Source organism: Polaromonas sp. YR568 (assembly GCF_943369675.1).
Taxonomy (GTDB): domain Bacteria; phylum Pseudomonadota; class Gammaproteobacteria; order Burkholderiales; family Burkholderiaceae_C; genus Polaromonas.
Window position 1 is genome coordinate 112,827 of sequence record NZ_CALROB020000004.1, and the last position, 16,887, is coordinate 129,713.

The 16,887-nt window shown below is 65.6% G+C and carries 16 protein-coding genes; 9 read left to right on the forward strand and 7 right to left on the reverse strand.

The annotated features are described in order from the left end of the window. Window positions 1–21 precede the first annotated feature (21 nt). On the reverse strand, window positions 22–2,007 hold the full coding sequence (locus ACLV8F_RS03275) for an SDR family oxidoreductase (RefSeq protein ID WP_411882814.1): 1,986 nt from the start codon (window positions 2,005–2,007) through the stop codon (window positions 22–24). 215 nt (window positions 2,008–2,222) lie between these two features. On the opposite strand from ACLV8F_RS03275, the gene ACLV8F_RS03280 reads away from it, so the two are divergent. From ACLV8F_RS03280 to ACLV8F_RS03295, 4 genes are all read left to right on the forward strand, one after another. Continuing rightward, window positions 2,223–2,729 (forward strand): phasin family protein, encoded by a 507-nt coding sequence (locus ACLV8F_RS03280; RefSeq protein WP_411882815.1) that lies wholly within the window; start codon window positions 2,223–2,225, stop codon window positions 2,727–2,729. A 128-nt stretch (window positions 2,730–2,857) separates the two neighbouring features. After that, complete coding sequence (locus tag ACLV8F_RS03285; RefSeq protein WP_411882816.1) at window positions 2,858–4,141, forward strand: patatin-like phospholipase family protein; 1,284 nt, start codon at window positions 2,858–2,860, stop codon at window positions 4,139–4,141. Between the two features lie 119 nt (window positions 4,142–4,260). After that, complete coding sequence (locus ACLV8F_RS03290) at window positions 4,261–4,920, forward strand: TetR/AcrR family transcriptional regulator (protein ID WP_411882817.1); 660 nt, start codon at window positions 4,261–4,263, stop codon at window positions 4,918–4,920. Between the two features lie 65 nt (window positions 4,921–4,985). Continuing rightward, entirely contained in the window at window positions 4,986–5,759 is a 774-nt protein-coding gene (locus ACLV8F_RS03295; RefSeq protein WP_411882818.1) for a hypothetical protein, read from the forward strand. A 207-nt stretch (window positions 5,760–5,966) separates the two neighbouring features. Here ACLV8F_RS03295 and ACLV8F_RS03300 read toward each other — a convergent pair whose 3' ends face one another. After that, window positions 5,967–6,605, reverse strand: a complete 639-nt coding sequence (locus ACLV8F_RS03300; protein ID WP_411881042.1) for a 5-formyltetrahydrofolate cyclo-ligase — start codon at window positions 6,603–6,605, stop codon at window positions 5,967–5,969. A 10-nt stretch (window positions 6,606–6,615) separates the two neighbouring features. Here ACLV8F_RS03300 and ACLV8F_RS03305 point away from each other — a divergent pair, with 10 nt between their 5' ends. Next, the gene (locus tag ACLV8F_RS03305; RefSeq protein WP_411882867.1) at window positions 6,616–8,730 is read left to right on the forward strand and encodes a transglycosylase SLT domain-containing protein; all 2,115 of its coding nucleotides are present in this window, start codon (window positions 6,616–6,618) and stop codon (window positions 8,728–8,730) included. 9 nt (window positions 8,731–8,739) lie between these two features. On the opposite strand, the gene ACLV8F_RS03310 is transcribed toward ACLV8F_RS03305, so the two are convergent. Both ACLV8F_RS03310 and ACLV8F_RS03315 read right to left on the reverse strand, forming a co-directional pair. Further along, complete coding sequence (locus ACLV8F_RS03310; protein ID WP_411882819.1) at window positions 8,740–9,876, reverse strand: anhydro-N-acetylmuramic acid kinase; 1,137 nt, start codon at window positions 9,874–9,876, stop codon at window positions 8,740–8,742. Window positions 9,877–9,981: 105 nt separating this feature from the next. Next, window positions 9,982–11,346: a peptidoglycan DD-metalloendopeptidase family protein gene (locus tag ACLV8F_RS03315; RefSeq protein ID WP_411882820.1), complete on the reverse strand. Its 1,365-nt coding sequence runs from the start codon at window positions 11,344–11,346 to the stop codon at window positions 9,982–9,984. Between the two features lie 225 nt (window positions 11,347–11,571). Between ACLV8F_RS03315 and tyrS the strand changes: the two genes are divergently transcribed. Next, window positions 11,572–12,804: a tyrosine--tRNA ligase gene (gene tyrS, locus ACLV8F_RS03320; protein WP_411882821.1), complete on the forward strand. Its 1,233-nt coding sequence runs from the start codon at window positions 11,572–11,574 to the stop codon at window positions 12,802–12,804. A gap of 30 nt (window positions 12,805–12,834) precedes the next feature. On the opposite strand, the gene ACLV8F_RS03325 is transcribed toward tyrS, so the two are convergent. The 3 genes from ACLV8F_RS03325 to ACLV8F_RS03335 all read right to left on the reverse strand — a co-directional run bounded on the left by ACLV8F_RS03325 (window position 12,835) and on the right by ACLV8F_RS03335 (window position 14,465). Next, complete coding sequence (locus tag ACLV8F_RS03325; protein WP_411882822.1) at window positions 12,835–13,449, reverse strand: OmpA family protein; 615 nt, start codon at window positions 13,447–13,449, stop codon at window positions 12,835–12,837. Continuing rightward, window positions 13,446–13,976, reverse strand: coding sequence for a FecR domain-containing protein (locus ACLV8F_RS03330; RefSeq protein WP_411882823.1), 531 nt, complete (start codon window positions 13,974–13,976; stop codon window positions 13,446–13,448). The genes ACLV8F_RS03325 and ACLV8F_RS03330 overlap by 4 nt, the downstream gene beginning before the upstream one ends. Before the next feature lie 87 nt (window positions 13,977–14,063). Beyond that, complete coding sequence (locus ACLV8F_RS03335) at window positions 14,064–14,465, reverse strand: cupin domain-containing protein (RefSeq protein WP_411882824.1); 402 nt, start codon at window positions 14,463–14,465, stop codon at window positions 14,064–14,066. A 148-nt stretch (window positions 14,466–14,613) separates the two neighbouring features. Here ACLV8F_RS03335 and ACLV8F_RS03340 point away from each other — a divergent pair, with 148 nt between their 5' ends. The 3 genes from ACLV8F_RS03340 to dtd all read left to right on the forward strand — a co-directional run bounded on the left by ACLV8F_RS03340 (window position 14,614) and on the right by dtd (window position 16,817). Next, window positions 14,614–15,528, forward strand: coding sequence for a cation diffusion facilitator family transporter (locus tag ACLV8F_RS03340; RefSeq protein ID WP_411882825.1), 915 nt, complete (start codon window positions 14,614–14,616; stop codon window positions 15,526–15,528). A 69-nt stretch (window positions 15,529–15,597) separates the two neighbouring features. Continuing rightward, window positions 15,598–16,365: a substrate-binding domain-containing protein gene (locus ACLV8F_RS03345; protein ID WP_411882826.1), complete on the forward strand. Its 768-nt coding sequence runs from the start codon at window positions 15,598–15,600 to the stop codon at window positions 16,363–16,365. Continuing rightward, a complete protein-coding gene (gene dtd, locus ACLV8F_RS03350; RefSeq protein ID WP_411882827.1) occupies window positions 16,365–16,817 on the forward strand; it encodes a D-aminoacyl-tRNA deacylase in 453 nt (150 codons plus the stop codon). The genes ACLV8F_RS03345 and dtd overlap by 1 nt, the downstream gene beginning before the upstream one ends. Window positions 16,818–16,887: the final 70 nt, after the last annotated feature.

Here is a 16,887-nt window from a genome sequence, read left to right on the forward strand (position 1 = left end):
CAAGGGCGTTTCCCGCGCCGGTCAGAAGTGAATTCCGCGCATCATCTGCTGCATGGCCACGGCCTCAGCGGAGAGATGCGGTTTGGCGCCCTTGTCGCCCTTGGCGGCCGAGGAATCGGGGAACATGCGAAAGCTGGTGTTCATGGCGATCTGCGCGATGCGCGGCACCAGCGCGTGCATCAGCTGGCCGGTGATGCCCAGGCGTGTGGCGACGCGCACCGGCTTGAAGATGCAGGCCTGCGCGATCATGTCGGCCGCCTCTTCGGGCGACAGCGTCGGCACGTTGTTGTAGAGGTTGGTAGGCGCGATCATGGGCGTGCGCACCAGCGGCATGTTGATGGTCGTGAAGCTGATGCCGACGTCGGCGAATTCGCTGGAAGCACAGCGCGTCCATGCGTCCAGCGCGGCCTTGGAGGCGACATAGGCTGAAAAGCGCGGCGCGTTGGTCAGCACGCCGATGGAGCTGATGTTGACCACGTGGCCCTTGCGTTTTGCCGCCATGCCGGGCAGCAGCCCCATGGTCACGCGCAGGCAGCCGAAGTAGTTGAGCTGCATGGTGCGCTCGTAGTCGTGGAAGCGGTCGTAGCTTGCCTCGATCGCTCGGCGTATGGAGCGGCCGGCGTTGTTGATCAGGAAGTCGACGCCGCCGTGGTTGGCGATCAGCAGCTTCAGAAAGCGGTCGCAGTCGGCCATGTCGGCGATGTCGGCCGGGTAGGCCACGAACTGATAGCCCTTGGCCTTGGCTTCCTTGCAGGCTTCGTCGAGCTTGTCCTGGTCGCGCCCGCAGATGACGGTGATCGCGCCGGCTTCGGCGAACTTGTGCGCCGCGGCCAGGCCTATGCCGGAAGAGCCGCCGGTGACCAGTACCACTTTGCCGCCCACCGTGCCGCGCAAGGAACGGTCAATGTGCAGGTCGGGGTCCAGGTGGCGCTCCCAGTAGTCCCACAGGCGCCAGGCGTAGTCCTTGAGGTTGGGGCACTCGATGCTCGTCCCCTTGAGCGCGCCCACGGTTTCGCGGCAGTCAAAGCGGGTCGGGTAGTTGACGAAGGTCAGCATGTCCTCGGGCAGGCCCAGGTCGGCCATGATGGCATTGCGCACGCGCCGCACCGGCGCCAGCGCCATCAGGCTCTTTTTGACGCCGCGCGGGATAAAGCCCAGCAAGGCGGCGTTCACGAACAGGTTCATCTTGGGCGCATGGGCGGCGCGGCTGAAGATGTCCAGCACATCGCCGACGCGGTAACCCACCGGGTCCACCAGGTGGAAGCACTTCTTGGCGATGCCGGTCTTGTGGCTGATGTGGTCCAGCGCGTCGACGACGAAGTCGACGGGCACGATGTTGATGCGCCCGCCTTCCAGGCCCACGGCCGGCATCCAGGGCGGCAGCAGCTGGCGCATGCGCTGGATCAGCTTGAAGAAGTAGTAAGGGCCGTCGATCTTGTCCATCTCGCCGGTGGTGCTGTCGCCGACCACCATCGCGGGGCGGAATACCGTCCAGGGCACCTTGCATTCCTTGCGCACGATTTTTTCGCTCTCGTGTTTGGTCATGAAGTAGGGGTGCTCGTAGTTCTCGGCCTCCTCGAACATGTCTTCGCGGAACACGCCTTCATAAAGGCCGGCCGCGGCGATCGAGCTCACGTGATGGAAGTGCCCGGCGTCAATGACCTTGGCGAACTCGACCGCGCTGCGCGTGCCTTCGATGTTGACGGCAACCTGGCTTTCCTCGTCGGCGCCCAGGTCATAGACGGCGGCCAGGTGGTAAAAATGCCCGACCTGGCCCTTGAGCTTTTTCACGTCCTCGCTGCTGACACCCAGCTTCTTGCTGGTGAGGTCGCCGTGCACCGCGACGGCCCGCGAGGCGCTGACGCCCCAGTATTCCCTCAGCGCCGCCACCTTGCCGGCGCTCTCCTTGCGGATCAGGAAATGTACGGTCGTGCCTTTTCGTTCCAGAAGTTTTTTGACCAGGCGCTTGCCGATGAAGCCTGTGGCCCCCGTGACGAAATAATGCATGTTGTGTGTTCTCCGCTGAACTGTCGATCAAAAAGCGATTCTTGCTTAAAGCGCATGACTCTCTATTCAGCAGAAACCCGCGCTCAGCGGCTTGGGGCGTGCTTTTCCATAGAGCGGGGCACCTAAACGCCGCCGCGTGGAAAGCTTATATTTTCAGGTCTGTGCGGCATACTGTCCGCGCAACCTTCCACAACCATAACCGTCTGGAGTCCATCATGGTCAAGAAACTGCAAAAAATGAGCGCCGACAAAAAAACAGGCCCCCAACTCTCGGGCGCCGTCAAAGAGTCCGCACAGCAAATCTGGCTGGCCGGCCTGGGCGCCTTCTCCAAGGCGCAGGAAGAAGGCGGCAAAGTGTTTGAGACCCTGGTCAAGGAAGGCCTGTCCATCCAGCGCAAAACCCAGGCCGTCGCGGAAGAAAAGATTTCCGAAGCCACCAACAAGATGGCCACCATGGCCACCGACATCCAGTCCAAGGCCGGCCACCAGTGGGACAAGCTGGAAAACATTTTTGAAGACCGCGTCGCCAAGGCCCTGAACAAGCTCGGCGTGCCTTCGGCCAAGGACGTGGACGCGCTGATCGCGCGCATCGACGAACTCAACCGCAACGTGCAGAAAATGAGCGGCAAGGCCCCAGCCGCCAAAGCGCCTGCCAAGACCGCCGCAAAGCCTGCCGCCAGGAAGGCGCCGGCCAAGCGCCCGGCAGCGCGCAAGTCCGCCTAAGCACGGCTGGCTTCTGAAAAAAAGGGACATGCCGTCCCTTTTTTTTCGCCTGCGCGCATCTCTTCACCCGCGCCGCTTTGCTGCAAAGCAGCAAATATTCACGAGGCCGCCGTCTACACTTTCTTTCCATGACCTCTGCCAAGCGTTCAAAAATCAAGCACTCCACCAGCTCGCCGCGCATTGCATTGGCCCTGGCCGGCGGCGGACCATTGGGAGCCATCTACGAGATAGGCGCGCTCTGCGCCCTGGACGAATCCCTGCAGGGCATCTCATTCACCAGGCTGCATCACTACGTCGGCGTCTCCGCCGGCGGTTTTATCGCGGCGGGCCTGGCCAACGGCATGACGCCGCGCGAACTCTGCGCGGCCTTTATCGAAAACGACGACCAGGCCTCGGAGGTGTTCGACCCGGCCTGGCTGATGGTGCCGGCCTATGGCGAATTCCTGCGGCGCGGCATCACGCTGCCCGGCCTGCTCGCATCGGCCGCATGGCGCGCGACCTTCGGGCGCAAGTCTTTGCTCCATGCGCTGGAGGCCCTGGGGCCGGCCCTGCCCACGGGCATCTTCTCCAACGACGAAGTCGACACGCAACTGGAGAAGCTGTTCTCCAAACCCGGGCGCACCAACGACTTCCGCAAGCTCGGCACGCGCCTGACGCTGGTGGCGACCAACCTGGACAGCGGCGACGCCGCGCCCTTCGGCCGGCCCGGCTGGGACCACGTGCCCATTTCCAAAGCGGTCCAGGCCAGCTCGGCCCTGCCGGGCCTGTTCCCGCCGGTGGAAATCGACAAGCACTACTACGTGGACGGCGCCCTCAAGAAGACCATGCACGCCGGCGTGGCCATGGACGAGGGCATAGACCTGATGTTCTGCCTGAACCCGCTGGTGCCTTTCAATTCAACGCGCGCGCCCGACCTGGCCATGGACCAGCGCGTCATGCGCCGCGGCCTGCCGGCCGGGAAACAGGCCATCCCGCGCATCGTGAGCGGTGGCCTGCCCGCCGTGATGAGCCAGACCTTCCGCTCCATGATCCATTCGCGGCTGGAGCTGGGCATGAAGCACTACGAGCACGCCTACCCCGACACCGACATCGTGCTGCTGGAGCCCGACCACCGCGACGCCGAGATGTTCCTGGCCAACACTTTCAGCTACCGGCAGCGCCGCGAACTGGCCGAGCACGCCTACCAGAAGACCCGGCAGATGCTGCGCTCGCGCAAGACCACGCTATCGGCCAAGCTCGCGCGGCACGGCGTGAGCCTGAACCTGGAGGCGCTGGAAGACCCCAAGCGCCACCTGGTGGCCGCCAGGCCGGCCGCCACCCGCGTGGGCCGCGCCATCGCCTCGCTGGAGGATGTGATGGAGGATTTGAGCCACGCGCTGCGGCCCGCGTCCCGCCGGGCGCTGCCGGCGTAACCCAAAGGTTCTCCGGGAAGGTCACGGGAGGCGGATGTCGGCGGGCTTGCTGGACTTCCCTAGTTTCGCGGCGGGACACGCTGGGTTAGAGTTAAAAAACAATACGAGGTAGACAACTTATGGCGAAAAAAGCGCCGCGCCGTACAGCAGAGCGGATCCTGGAGGTCACCCTGGACCTCTTCAACCGCTTTGGCGAGCCCAATGTGTCGACCACCTTGATCTCCGCCGAGCTCAACATCAGCCCCGGCAATCTCTACTACCACTATCCTGCCAAAGATGAGCTCATCAACTCGCTGTTCGACCGTTACGAAAAATCCCTTGGCGAGCTGCTCAATGCCAGCGACGGCGTGCGCGACGTGGAGGACGCCTGGTTTTTCATGCACACGCTGTTCGAGCTGATCTGGCAGTACCGCTTTCTCTACCGCGACCTCAACGACCTGCTGAGCAAGAACCGCCGGCTGGAAACCCATTTCCAGTGGGTGCTCAAGAACAAGACGCGCGCCATCAAGGGCCTGCTGGACGGCATGAGCCGCGCCGGCGCCGTGACGATTGATTCGCGCGAAGTCGAGGCCACGGCAACCAGCATGGTGGTGGTGCTGACTTACTGGCTCAGCTTCGAGTACGTGCGCGACCCGCGCAACGCACTGGAGCCGGCCAATGCCCAGGCCGCACTACTGCGCGGCGCGCACCACGTGCTCAATTTGCTGATTCCCTACCTCGAGCAAAGCCAGCGTGCGCACCTGCAGGCCCTGGTCGGCGCGTACAGCAACCCCGCTTGAGTTCCGTCGGGTCGCCCGTCCATCACATTCACAACACAATAATTTTTATCTAGGAGACAAGACACATGGCCAAATGGACTGCCTTTCCCCATGCCGGCGACTACGCATTCGATGCCGCCAGCCTGAAAAAGAGCTGGGCCCGCCTGCACCTGGGCGACTGCGAACCGCTGCCCAAAGACACTGCCGTGCTGCAAGCCTGGGTGCTGTTCCACAACGGCGAATTCCAGAAAGCCTTTGACGCCGGCCTCAAGGCGGGCGGCGACGGCATCACGGTGGCCAACAAGGCGGCCAGCATGTACGCCACCTACCTGGAAACCAAGGAAAAAACCAAGCTCGACCTCTTCATGGAAGTCGCCGCCCGCGCCGAGGCCCAGCAAAAGGACGACCCGAAAAACGCCAACGCCTGGTACTGGCAGGCTTATGCGCTGGGCCGCTATAGCCAGGGCATCAGCGTGGCCAAGGCCCTGGCGCAGGGCCTTGGCACCAAGGTCAAGACCGCGCTCGAACAGGCCATCAAGCTCTCGCCCAAACACGCCGACGCCCACATCGCGCTGGCGGCCTTCCATGCCGAGGTGATCGACAAGGTCGGCTCGCTGATAGGCGGCATGACCTACGGCGCCAAAAAAGACGTGGGCCTGTCGCTCTACAAGGAAGCCCTGAAGCTGCACCCAGGCTCCGCCATCGGCATGATCGAGTACGCCAACGGCATGGTCATGCTCGAAGGCGACAAGAAGATGAAGGAAGCCACCAAGCTGTATGAGCAGGCTGCGGCCGGCAAGGCGCTGGATGCGACGGAGAGGCTGGATGTGGAGATGGCCAAGGCTGAGCTCGAAGACTAAGTTGCTCTTGGCCGGGTCTTGCGCCGGCTTTGCGCGCCTGTGGCCTTTGCATAGGCTTGCTGGCCGGGAGTGGCCCGGCGGCCAGTAACTTTCTTTTGCTTCGCCAAAAGAAAGTCACCAAAGAAAAGTGAGTCGCACGCCGGGCGACCCCGGCCAGCAGGTCTTAGAAGGGGGCGGGGGCGCGCCGCCGGCGCAAGACCCGGCAAATCAAACCGGCCAAACCACCCCTTTGTCATTGAGGATGGCATCGAGCGGAATGTCATGCGGCTCGGGCTCCATGTCGGGCAGCCAGCCGTGCGTATACCCCAGCCCCACCGTAAACGGCCGCGGCTGCAAGGTCGCCAGCGTGCGGTCGTAAAAACCGCCGCCGTAACCCAGCCGGTAGCCGCCTGGGCCATAGCCCACGCAGGGCACGAAGAGCAGGGTGGGAACAATCACCTCGGTGTCCTTGGGTTTGGGGATGCCGTAGGCGTCTTCTTCCATCGGGCAGCCGGGATACCAGGCGTGGAAAGTCAGGGTTTTGTGCAGCTTGTTGACCACCGGCAGGCCGATCTTGCGCGGCGAGCGGGCGGCGATGCTTTCGGTGGCGAGCTGGGCGGTCTCCACCTCGGCCAGCGCCGGGTTTGACGAAGAATCCTGACTCAGGATCGCGTCTTCCTGCCATCGGTACAGCGCGGGAAGCGGATCAAACTCCCCTTTGATAGGCCAATAGGCGCCAATCACCTCATGGGTGGAACCGACCAGCCAGATGCGCATCACACGCTGTAGCAGGTCGGCGCGCTCCAGGCGGTCCGGCATGTTCAATCGCGCTTCAACCAGCGCCTTACGGGTGCTTAATTTGTCCATAATGTCCCAGATGCTATACAACTTTCTTACCAGTCCCCTGCGGGCAGCGGCCCTGGCGCCCATTTTGGGCGCGATGGCCTGCCTTGCGCTACCCACCCCGGCCGCGGCTCAGGCACCTTCCACGGCGGGCGACACCGTGATCGTCGAGATGAACAAGGCCTTCAAGCGCGGCGACAGGGGCCGGCTGGCGCAGCTGCTGCCGCAGGCCAGGGGCCATGCGCTGGAGCCGTGGGCCGCCTACTGGGAACTCAAGCTGCGCCTGGGCGAGGCCGGCCCGCAGGAGCTGCAAGACTTCTTCAGCCGCTACGCCGGTACCTACCAGGAAGACCGCCTGCGCAACGACTGGCTGCTGCTGCTGGGCCAGCGCCGCGACTGGGCCGGCTTTGCGGCCGAGTACCCGAACTACCGCATGAACGACGACAAGGAAGTGCGCTGCTACGCGCTGCTGGTCGAAAACCTGAAGAACCCGGTGGCCGATGCGCGCCTGGCCGACGAGGTGAAGAAAAACTGGTACGCGCAGCGCGAGGCCGACGACGGCTGCACCTCGGCCGCCGAGCGGCTGGTGGGCACCAAAAACCTCACGCCGCAGGACGTCTGGATCAAGGCACGCCTGGCCACCGAAGCCAACCGCCCGCGTGCGGCGGCGGCCGCGGTGCAGATCGTCGCGCCCGATGCCGGCGGCATGCTCAACGACCTGAACGCCAGCCCCATCAAGTTCCTGGCCGGCAAGCACGTCGCGCTGAGCAAGGCACGCCGCGAAATCATCACGCTGGCGCTGATCAAGCTGGCGGCCAGTGACGTCGACGGCGCGGCCTTCCAGGTGGAAAACAAATGGGGCATGCAGCTGAACACCGAAGAGCGCAACTGGGTCTGGGGCGTGATTGGCCGGCAGGCTGCCACGCGCCTGGGCACGGCGCCGGCCGGCGACGCGCTGCAGTATTTCGCCAAAGTCACCAAGGACACCGACCTCAGCGACGACATGCTGGGCTGGAAGGTGCGGGCCGCGCTGCGCGCCGGCAACCAGCCCAACTGGCCGCTGGTGCTGGCCGCCGTCAACGCCATGAGCGAGGACGCGCGCAAGGACCCGACCTGGAGCTACTGGAAGGCGCGCGCGCTGCTGGCCACCGCGCCGCCCGATGCGGCGCCAAAGCCCGTCGTGGTGGCCACCACGCCCGGCGTGGTGCAGACCATCCCGACCGGCATCACGATTTCGCCGCAGCGCGCCGAGGCCCTGGCCCTGCTGCAGTCCTTCGCGTCGGTGCGCGGTTTCTACGAACAGCTGGCACTTGAGGAAACCGGCCAGAAGATCACGGTGCCGGCCAAACCTGCGCCGCTGTTGCCTGAGGAAAAAGAAGCCGCGCGCCTCAACCCGGGCCTGAACCGCGCCGCTTACGCCATCGCCCTCGGCCTGCGCTCCGAGGGCACGCGCGAGTGGAACTACAGCACCAACCTGCACAAGCGCGGCGGCATGGGCGACCGCGAACTGCTGGCCGCCGCCCAGTTCGCCTGCGACCGCCAGATCTGGGACCGCTGCATCAACACCAGCGAGCGCACCAAGGGCGAGATCGATTTCGAGCAGCGCTTCCCGATGCCCTTCCGCGAAACGGTGACCAAACGCGCGCAGTCCATCAGCCTGGACCCGGCTTACGTCTACGGCCTGATACGCCAGGAAAGCCGATTCATCATGGATGCGCGCTCCGGCGTGGGCGCCTCGGGCCTGATGCAGGTCATGCCCGCCACGGCGCGCTGGACCGCCAAAAAAATCGGCATGGAAGGCTTCACGCAAGACCAGCTCAACGACCGCGACACCAACATCGCGATCGGCACGGCCTACCTCAAGCTCGCACTGGACGACCTGAACGGCTCCATGCCCATGGCCGCGGCCGCCTACAACGCCGGCCCCGGCCGGCCGCGCACCTGGCGCAACGGCCCGGTGCTGGACGCGGCCATCTGGGCCGAGAGCATTCCCTTCAGCGAGACGCGCGATTACGTGAAGAAAGTGCTGTCCAACACCACCAACTACGCGGCCATTCTGACGGGGCAGCCGCAGTCGCTGAAGGCCAGGCTGGGAACGGTGGGGCCGCGCGATGCGGCGCAGCCGGAGCCTTACAAGGATCTCCCTTAACCGGAGTCTTCAGGCGGGATAGACCGCGCCGAGCACACGCAGCCCGCGCGCGCCCGTCACGCTGGGCAGGTTGCCGGGGCGGCCCCGCACCAGTTGCCGCGCCAGCCACGCAAAGGCCGCCGCCTCCACCTGCAAAGGCGGCAGGCCGTGCAGGTCGGACGTGCTGACGCGCAATGAGGGCAAGCCGGCCTGCAGGCGCGCCAGCAAGTGGGTGTTGAAGGCGCCGCCGCCGCAGACGATCAAGGACTCACTGCCTTTGCCGTAAGCCTCGACGCCCAGGATGCAGGCCGTGGCGGTGAATTCAGTCAAGGTGTTCTGGATGTCCTCGGGCCGCTCAGCCGCAAACGGCTGCAGCTTGCCCGCCAGCCAGTCCAGGCTGAACAGGTCGCGGCCCGTGCTCTTGGGAATGGCTTGCGAAAAATACGGCTCGTCGAGCAGGCTGGCCAGCAGCGCGGGCAGCAGCTTGCCGCTGGCCGCCCACGCGCCGCCGGCGTCATAAGGCTGGCCGGTGTGCTGCCGGCACCAGGCATCCATCAGCGCATTGCCCGGGCCACAGTCGAAGCCCAGCACCGGCGAGCCTGCCGATTTCGGCAACACGCTGAGGTTGGAAATACCGCCCAGGTTCAGCACGCACACCGCGGCGTCCTCGCGGCCGAAAACACCCTGGTGAAAAGCCGGCACCAGCGGCGCGCCCTGCCCTCCCGCGGCCACGTCGCGGCTGCGGAAATCAGCCCCCACCGTGATGCCCGTGAGTTCAGCCAGCAGGGCCGGGTTGTTGAGCTGCAGCGTGTAGCCCGCACCCGCGGGATCGTTGGACGTTCTTTGCGGCTGGTGGCGCACCGTCTGGCCGTGCGCACCTATGGCCTTGATGTCCAGCGGCGAGACGCCTTGCGTGGCGGCCTGGGCCAGCAGCGCGGTGACGACCTTGGCATAGACAGCGGCGACCTGGTTGCCGGCGAGCGCGGCGCGGTGCAGTTCGTTGTGGGTGGGTGTATTCAGCGCCAGCAGTTCGGCGTGGAAAGCGTCGCTGAAGGGTTCAGTCGCGGCGGCCAGGACACGCGGCTTGTCGCCGTCAAACACCACCAGCACGCCGTCGGCGCCGTCGAGTGAAGTGCCTGACATCAGGCCAATGTAGATATCCAGCATCAGCCTATTTTGTCCCAATGAGGGGAGTTGACCGTTCGGGCTGAGCTTGTCGAAGCCCTTTGTTTGCCCTGGCAGCCCTTCGACAAGCTCAGGGCGAACGGGTACTTATTCAGCGCGGGTTTGGGTGATCGTCGATGCCGCGAGCAATTGCGTCTTCACACCCGCCGCGAGTTCCTTGAACGCCGGCATGGCAGCCGTGGACACCGGAATGGTTTCGCTCTGCTTGGCGATGGTCATCGGGTCTTGCTGCGTGCCGTTGACGCGGAATTCGAAATGCAGGTGCGGGCCGGTGGCCCAGCCGGTGCTGCCGACCAGGCCAATGGTCTGGCCCTGGCTCACGTTCTGGCCTTTTTGCACCAGCAGTTTGCTCAGGTGGGCGTAGACGGTTTCATGGCCGTTGCGGTGCTTGACGAAAACCACGTTGCCGTAGCCGTTCTGCACGCCGGAAAACTCGACCACGCCGTCGCCGACGGTGCGTGCTGGCGTGCCGGTGGTGGCCGCGAAGTCGGTGCCCAGGTGGGCGCGCCACTTTTGCAGGATGGGGTGAAAGCGCATCGAAAAGCCGCTGCTGATGCGCGAGAACTCGACCGGCGAGCTCAGGTAGGCGCGGCGCAGGCTCTGGCCGTCGAGGGTGTAATAGCCGCCCTTGTTGGCGGCGCCGGCGGCGTCCGTGCCCGGGGGCTGGAACCACATGGCCTGGAAGGGCTTGCCGGCATTGACGAATTCGGCCGACAGCACGCGGCCGGTGCGCAGCGGCTCGCCGTCGGCTTCCAGGCTTTCATAGACCACGTTGAAGCGGTCGCCCTTGCGCAGCGCGCGGCGGAAATCGATGTCGCTGGAGAAAATTTCGGCGATCTGCACGGCCACGCCGTCGGGGATGCGGGCGTCGTCGGTGGCGGCGAACAGCGAGGTCTGGATGCTGCCGCTGGACAGCCGCGCGGCGGCCACATAAGGCGCGGTTTCAATGCGCGACGTAAAGCCCGCGGCGCCGCGTTCGACCACCAGGCGCTTGAACATCGTTTCGTCGTCGGTGGGCCAGCGCATGCTGAGCTTGAGCAGCTGCTGGCTGTCGCTGGCTTCGACGGTCACGTTCTTGCCGGCGCGGCCCGCGAGGATGTTGCGTGCATTCGCGTCGCTGCGCAAAAAGGCGGCGGCCGCGCTGTCGTCGATGTTCAGGCGCTTGAGCAGGGAGTCGGCGGTGTCGCTGCTGCGCGTGCTTTCGGTGCGGAACAGCTTGAAGCGGAAGTCGCTCAGTGAATCGGTCTGGGCCTGCGTGGGCAGGGCTTGCACCGCTTCGAGCACCTGGCGCACCGGCAGGTCGGCGGCGTCGGGTGCCATGGGCGCGACGCCGAAAGCGGTGACACCGGTACCCAGCAGCAGCGCTGCGAGGCTGGCGGTGACCCGTTTGGGATGGCGGCGAAGGGCGGCGGCGAGGGGAAGCAGTACCTGGGAGGAGGATGGCAGTTGCAAAGCAAAATTCCCAACAAAAATGCATCGGGCGCTGCGTAAGCACCGGACTGCTGTATAAAACATGGAGAGCTTTGGTGGCCGGCCCTGATGCAGGGGTGGGGCCGGAGCCATCCAGACGATGTGGTTCCTGATCAGCAATTTGCAGGCCAACTAAAATGGCCCGCTGGATGCAGGAGAGCCGCCAGTATATCTGTCGGACAACACCCCGACATGTGAAAAACCCTTATGAATCAAGCGCTTGTTACAAAATACCCCGTCACCGACCGTGTAAAGATGGCCCTCGCGGTCACCCTGCGGGGCTGCGAAGAGCTGATCCCGGAAAACGATTGGATACAAAAACTGGCCAAATCCGAGGCCACCGGCGTTCCGCTGCGCATCAAACTGGGCCTGGACCCGACCGCGCCTGACATTCATGTCGGGCACACCGTGGTGCTGAACAAAATGCGTCAGCTCCAGGATCTGGGCCATACAGTCATTTTTCTTATAGGCGATTTCACCAGCCTGATCGGCGACCCCTCGGGCCGCAACAGCACGCGCCCGCCGCTCACGCCCGAGCAGATCAAGGTCAACGCCGAGACCTACCGCGCGCAGGCCGACAAGATCCTGGACCCCTCCAGGACCGAGCTGCGCTACAACAGCGAGTGGAGCGAGCCGCTGGGCGCCACCGGCATGATCCAGCTGGCCTCGCGCTATACCGTGGCCCGCATGATGGAGCGCAACGACTTCAACGACCGCTTCAAGGCCGGCACGCCCATCAGCGTGCATGAGTTTTTGTACCCGCTGATGCAGGGCTACGACTCGGTGGCCCTGAAGAGCGACCTGGAACTCGGCGGCACCGACCAGAAGTTCAACCTCTTGATGGGCCGACACCTGCAGCAGGAATACGGCCAGGAGCCGCAGTGCATCCTGACCATGCCGCTGCTTGAAGGCCTGGACGGCATCGACAAGATGTCCAAGAGCAAGAACAACTACATCGGCATCAGCGAAGACGCCAACACCATGTTCGCCAAGGTGCTGTCGATCTCCGACGTGCTGATGTGGAAGTGGTACACCCTGCTGTCCTTCAAGAGCGAGGCCGACATCGCGGCCCTGAAGGCCGAGGTGGAAGGCGGGCGCAACCCCAAGGACGCCAAGGTGGCGCTGGCGAAAGAAATCACGGCGCGCTTTCACTCAGCCGCCGCGGCCGACGCCGCCGAGCAGGACTTCATCAACCGCAGCAAGGGCGGTGTGCCCGACGAGATTCCCGAGGTGTCGCTGACGGGCGCGCCCATGGGCATAGGCGCGCTGCTCAAGGCTGCGGGCCTGGCGCCCTCGGGCAGCGAAGCCACGCGCCTGATCGACGGCGGCGGCGTGCGCGTGGATTCCAGCGTGGTCAGCGACAAGGCGCTCAAGCTGGCGGCCGGTACCTATGTGCTGCAGGTCGGCAAGCGCAAGTTCGCGCGCGTGACGCTGGGCTGAGCCCGCGCCGCCCGGCGCCCGACTAATTAATTAACGAACCTCGATGGTGACGCGCCGGTTGCGCGGCTCGTCGACTTCGTCGGCGGTCGGCACAGCGAGGTCGCGTTCGCCCCGGCCGGCCGCTTCGATGCGCGCCGCCGGGAACTGGCGCTCCGCCAGCATCTGCCGCACCTGCTGCGCGCGCTGGGCTGACAGGGCGTCGTTCGCCGCGCCCGAACCGACGGTGTCGGTGTGGCCGGTGATCACCATGTCGCCGCCGCTGCGGGCCAGCGCCGCGGCCAGCACTTCTTCCAGCACCGTTTGCGATTCGGCCGTGAGCACCGTGCCGCCCGCGTCGAAATACAAGGTGTAGCGCTGCGGCCTGGGCGGCAGCATCTCGAACAGCGACCGGTTTTCGGCGTGCACCTTGGCCGGGTCGGCCTGGTCCAATTTGGGGGCGCTCCCGGCACCCGCAGCCGCCGTGGCGCGCTGGTAAGGCTGGGACACGACCACCTCGGCGCCGGCCTTGGCGCGCACCACCACGGCGGACGGCGCGCCGCCTTCCTGCGGCAGCAGCACCACCCGGGTGCCTGGCGTGGAGCAGGCCGCCAGCAGCAGCGCAAGTGCGAGCGCGACGGGCACAAAAAGGGAATGACGGCGGCTCATGGCTGTTCGTCCGCCTGCACGATGAAATCCGTCCCGCGAACACCAACGAAGGCGAACTGGGTTTCGATGCGCACCGCTTCCGGGTGCGCCTTGCCGAGCAGGCCGGTGACCATGCGCAGCGAGCCCTTGAGCAGCGCGGCCAGCAAATTGCCCTCATGGGTGGTCGCGTCGAAGCTGAAGGCCTTGAGTTCCATCTGCGACAACGGCCCGACCACCAGCGTGGTGCCGTCGCGCAGCACGATGCTGGCGGCGGAGTCGGGGCCTGTCGTGATGCGCCCGCCGGGCAGCAACGCGTCGCCGGCCTGGGCCGGGCGCGCCGCGCCGCCAGCGGCTTCCTGCAGCTGAACGCTGCCTTTCAGGGTTTTGACAAAGCCGGCCTGCCGGGTCACCACTTCAAGAGGGGCCGGGGCCGCCGGGGCTGCGGCGCTTGTTGCTTCGGGGATGGCCGCCGCCGTGGCGGCCGAGGGGGCCTGCGCGTGCGCGCCGGCCGCAACCATCGCCAAGGCGGTGGCTGCGATCAAATGCATGTAGTTCATTGTTATTACTCCGGCGGCCATTGTCGCACTGGCGACCGGAATTTGCAGCGCCTGACCGGCGCCTCTGCCCGCCCGGGATCAGGGTGCTGGCGTCGCCAGCGGCTTGCCTTTTTCCACGACGTATACGCCCACCAGCTTGATCGGCACGGCGGCATTGTTGTGGGCGTCGTGCACCACGCCGGCCGGGACGACAAAGGACTCGCCGGCCTTGACCTGGCGCGGCGGCTGGCCGTCGATCAGCAAGGTGGCCTCGCCTTCGAGCACATAGCTGATCTCGTCGCCCGGATGGGTGTGGCGGCCGGCCTTGGCGCCCGGCGCCACGTCAACGCGGGCCACCACGGCCTCACGGCCGGGCACGGAGACGTCGGCCTTGCCGACCAGGGTGCGCGTGAGGCCCGAAGCCTGCGCGAACAAGGCGCCGGCCGAGACGGCCAGCACGGCGCCCAGTACCAGGGTCACGCTGCGTTGTGGGATTTTCATGGTGATTCCTCAGGTTTGTTCAAGGGTGTTCAAGGGTTGCGGGTGTCGATCGCGCGCCGAGACTGCGGCGCGAACCCATGCTAGCGGCCGCGCCGGATGCCGGCCTTGGGAACAACCCTTGCGCCATCCCCTCGTACACAATAGCCCCATGAGCGCGATCAACCTCCAGGCCCTGACGCCGCAGCGCATGCTGCTGGCCTCCGTGGCCGTGGCGGTGCTCACCATCCTCCTCAAGACCTCGGCCTGGTACGTCACCGGCTCGGTGGGGCTGCTGTCCGACGCGATGGAGTCCTTCGTCAACCTGGCCAGCGCGCTGTTCGGCCTGGCCATGGTCACCATCGCGCAGCGGCCCGCCGACGACGACCATCCCTACGGCCACCACAAGGCCGAATACTTTTCCTCCGGCTTTGAAGGCGCGCTGATCATAGGCGCGGCGGCGGCCATCATCTGGGCGGCGACCGAGCGCATCCTGAACCCCCAGCCGCTGGCGCAAATAGGCTGGGGCCTGGTGCTGTCGGTGCTCAGCACGGGCCTCAACGGCCTGCTGGCCTGGGTGATGTTCCGCGCGGCCAGGACGCACCGCTCCATCGCGCTGGAGGCCGATGCCAAACACCTGGTAACCGACGTCTGGACTTCGGTGGGCGTTGTCATTGGCATAGGCGCCGTGATGCTGACGGGCTGGCTGTGGCTGGACGCGGTGGTGGCCATAGGCGTGGCAATCAACATCCTGCGGGAAGGCGGGCAACTGGTGTGGCGCTCCTCGCAGGGCCTGATGGACGAGGCCGTGGAGCCCGAAGTGATGGCCGAAATCCAGAAGGCGCTGGACGGCTTTGCGCACCACACCATCCGCTTCGACCACCTCAGCACACGCCGCGCAGGCCGGCGGCGTTTTGTGGACCTGCACATGCACATGCCGGCCGACTGGTCGCTGGGGCGGGCTGCTGCCGTGCGGGCCAGCGTCGAGCAGGCCCTGATGAGTGCCGTGCCCGGCCTGCGCGCCACCATCCAGTTGTTGCCCAGCGACGTGGAAGCGCATTTTGGCGATGAGTCCGACCTGATCTGACATTCCTGTTTCTTCCCGCCCGATAATTTCCCAGCCCTTTTTGCCCAGCCCTTTGCCCAGGAGTTTTTCATGAAACGCATCTCGCTTCTCGCCCAGGCCTTTGCCTGCTCCCTGATCGCGGCCACGGCAGGCAGCGCCGCCGCGCACGACGCCCACCTCGCCGTGCTCAGCGCCGGCGCCATCGAGCCGGGCCTGAAGGCCGCGGCCGCCGCCTTTGAAAAGCAGAACGGCCACGGCGTGAAGATCACCTTCAATACCGCGCCCGAACTCAAAAAACGCATGGACACCAACCCGGCGTTTGACGTGGTGATCGCGCCGCCGGCCGTGATCGGCGAATTCGCGGCGGCCGGCAAGCTGGCCGAAACACGCGCCAACGTCGGCCGCGTCGGCATGGGCGTGGCGGTGCGCGATGGCGCACCGGCGCCGGACATCTCCAATGCCGAAGGGCTCAAGCGCTCGGTGCTGGCCGCCGACTCGCTGGTGTTCAACCGCGCGTCCACCGGCCTCTACCTCGAAGGCCTGCTCAAGAAGATGGACGTCTACACGCAGGTCGAGGGCAAGACCACGCGCTACCCCGACGGCGCCGCCGTGATGGAGCACGTCATCAAGGGCAAAGGCAACGAGATCGGCTTCGGCGCGATGACGGAAATATTGCTTTACCAGGGCAAGGGCCTGAAGTTCGTCGGCCCGGTGCCGGCCGAAGTGCAGAACTACACCTCCTACACCGCCGCGCCGCTGGCATCCGGCAAGCAGCAGGCGCTGGCCCAGGAATTCGTCAGCTTCCTGTCGGGCCCGGTGGGCAAGCCGCTGTTCGTCGCGGCCGGCGTGACAGACTGATGAAGGCGCTGCTGCAGCGCGTGGCGGAAGCCCGCGTGGTGGTTGCCGGCGAGACCGTCGGCCGGATTGGCGGCGGGCTGCTGGTGCTGGTCTGCGCCGAACGCGGCGATACCGAAGCGCAGGCTGACAAGCTGCTGGCCAAAATCCTCAAACTGCGCATCTTCTCCGACGAAGCCGGCAAGATGAACCTCAGCGTGCAGGACGTCAAAGGCGGCCTGCTCGTCGTCAGCCAGTTCACGCTGGCCGCCGACGCCTCGGGCGGCAACCGGCCCAGCTTTACCAGCGCGGCAGCGCCCGAAGACGGCCGCCGGCTCTACGACTACTTCGTGGCCCAGGCCCGTGCGCAGCACCCGCAGGTGGAAACGGGGCGCTTTGCCGCCGACATGCAAGTGCACCTGGTCAACGACGGGCCGGTGACGATTCCACTGCGGATCGAGCCGGCAACGCCATGAAGGCCGCTGGGGTATAAACCCGCAGATGAACGGGCCGGCAAGCGACTTCTTGCGGCCCTCCCCAAAACCA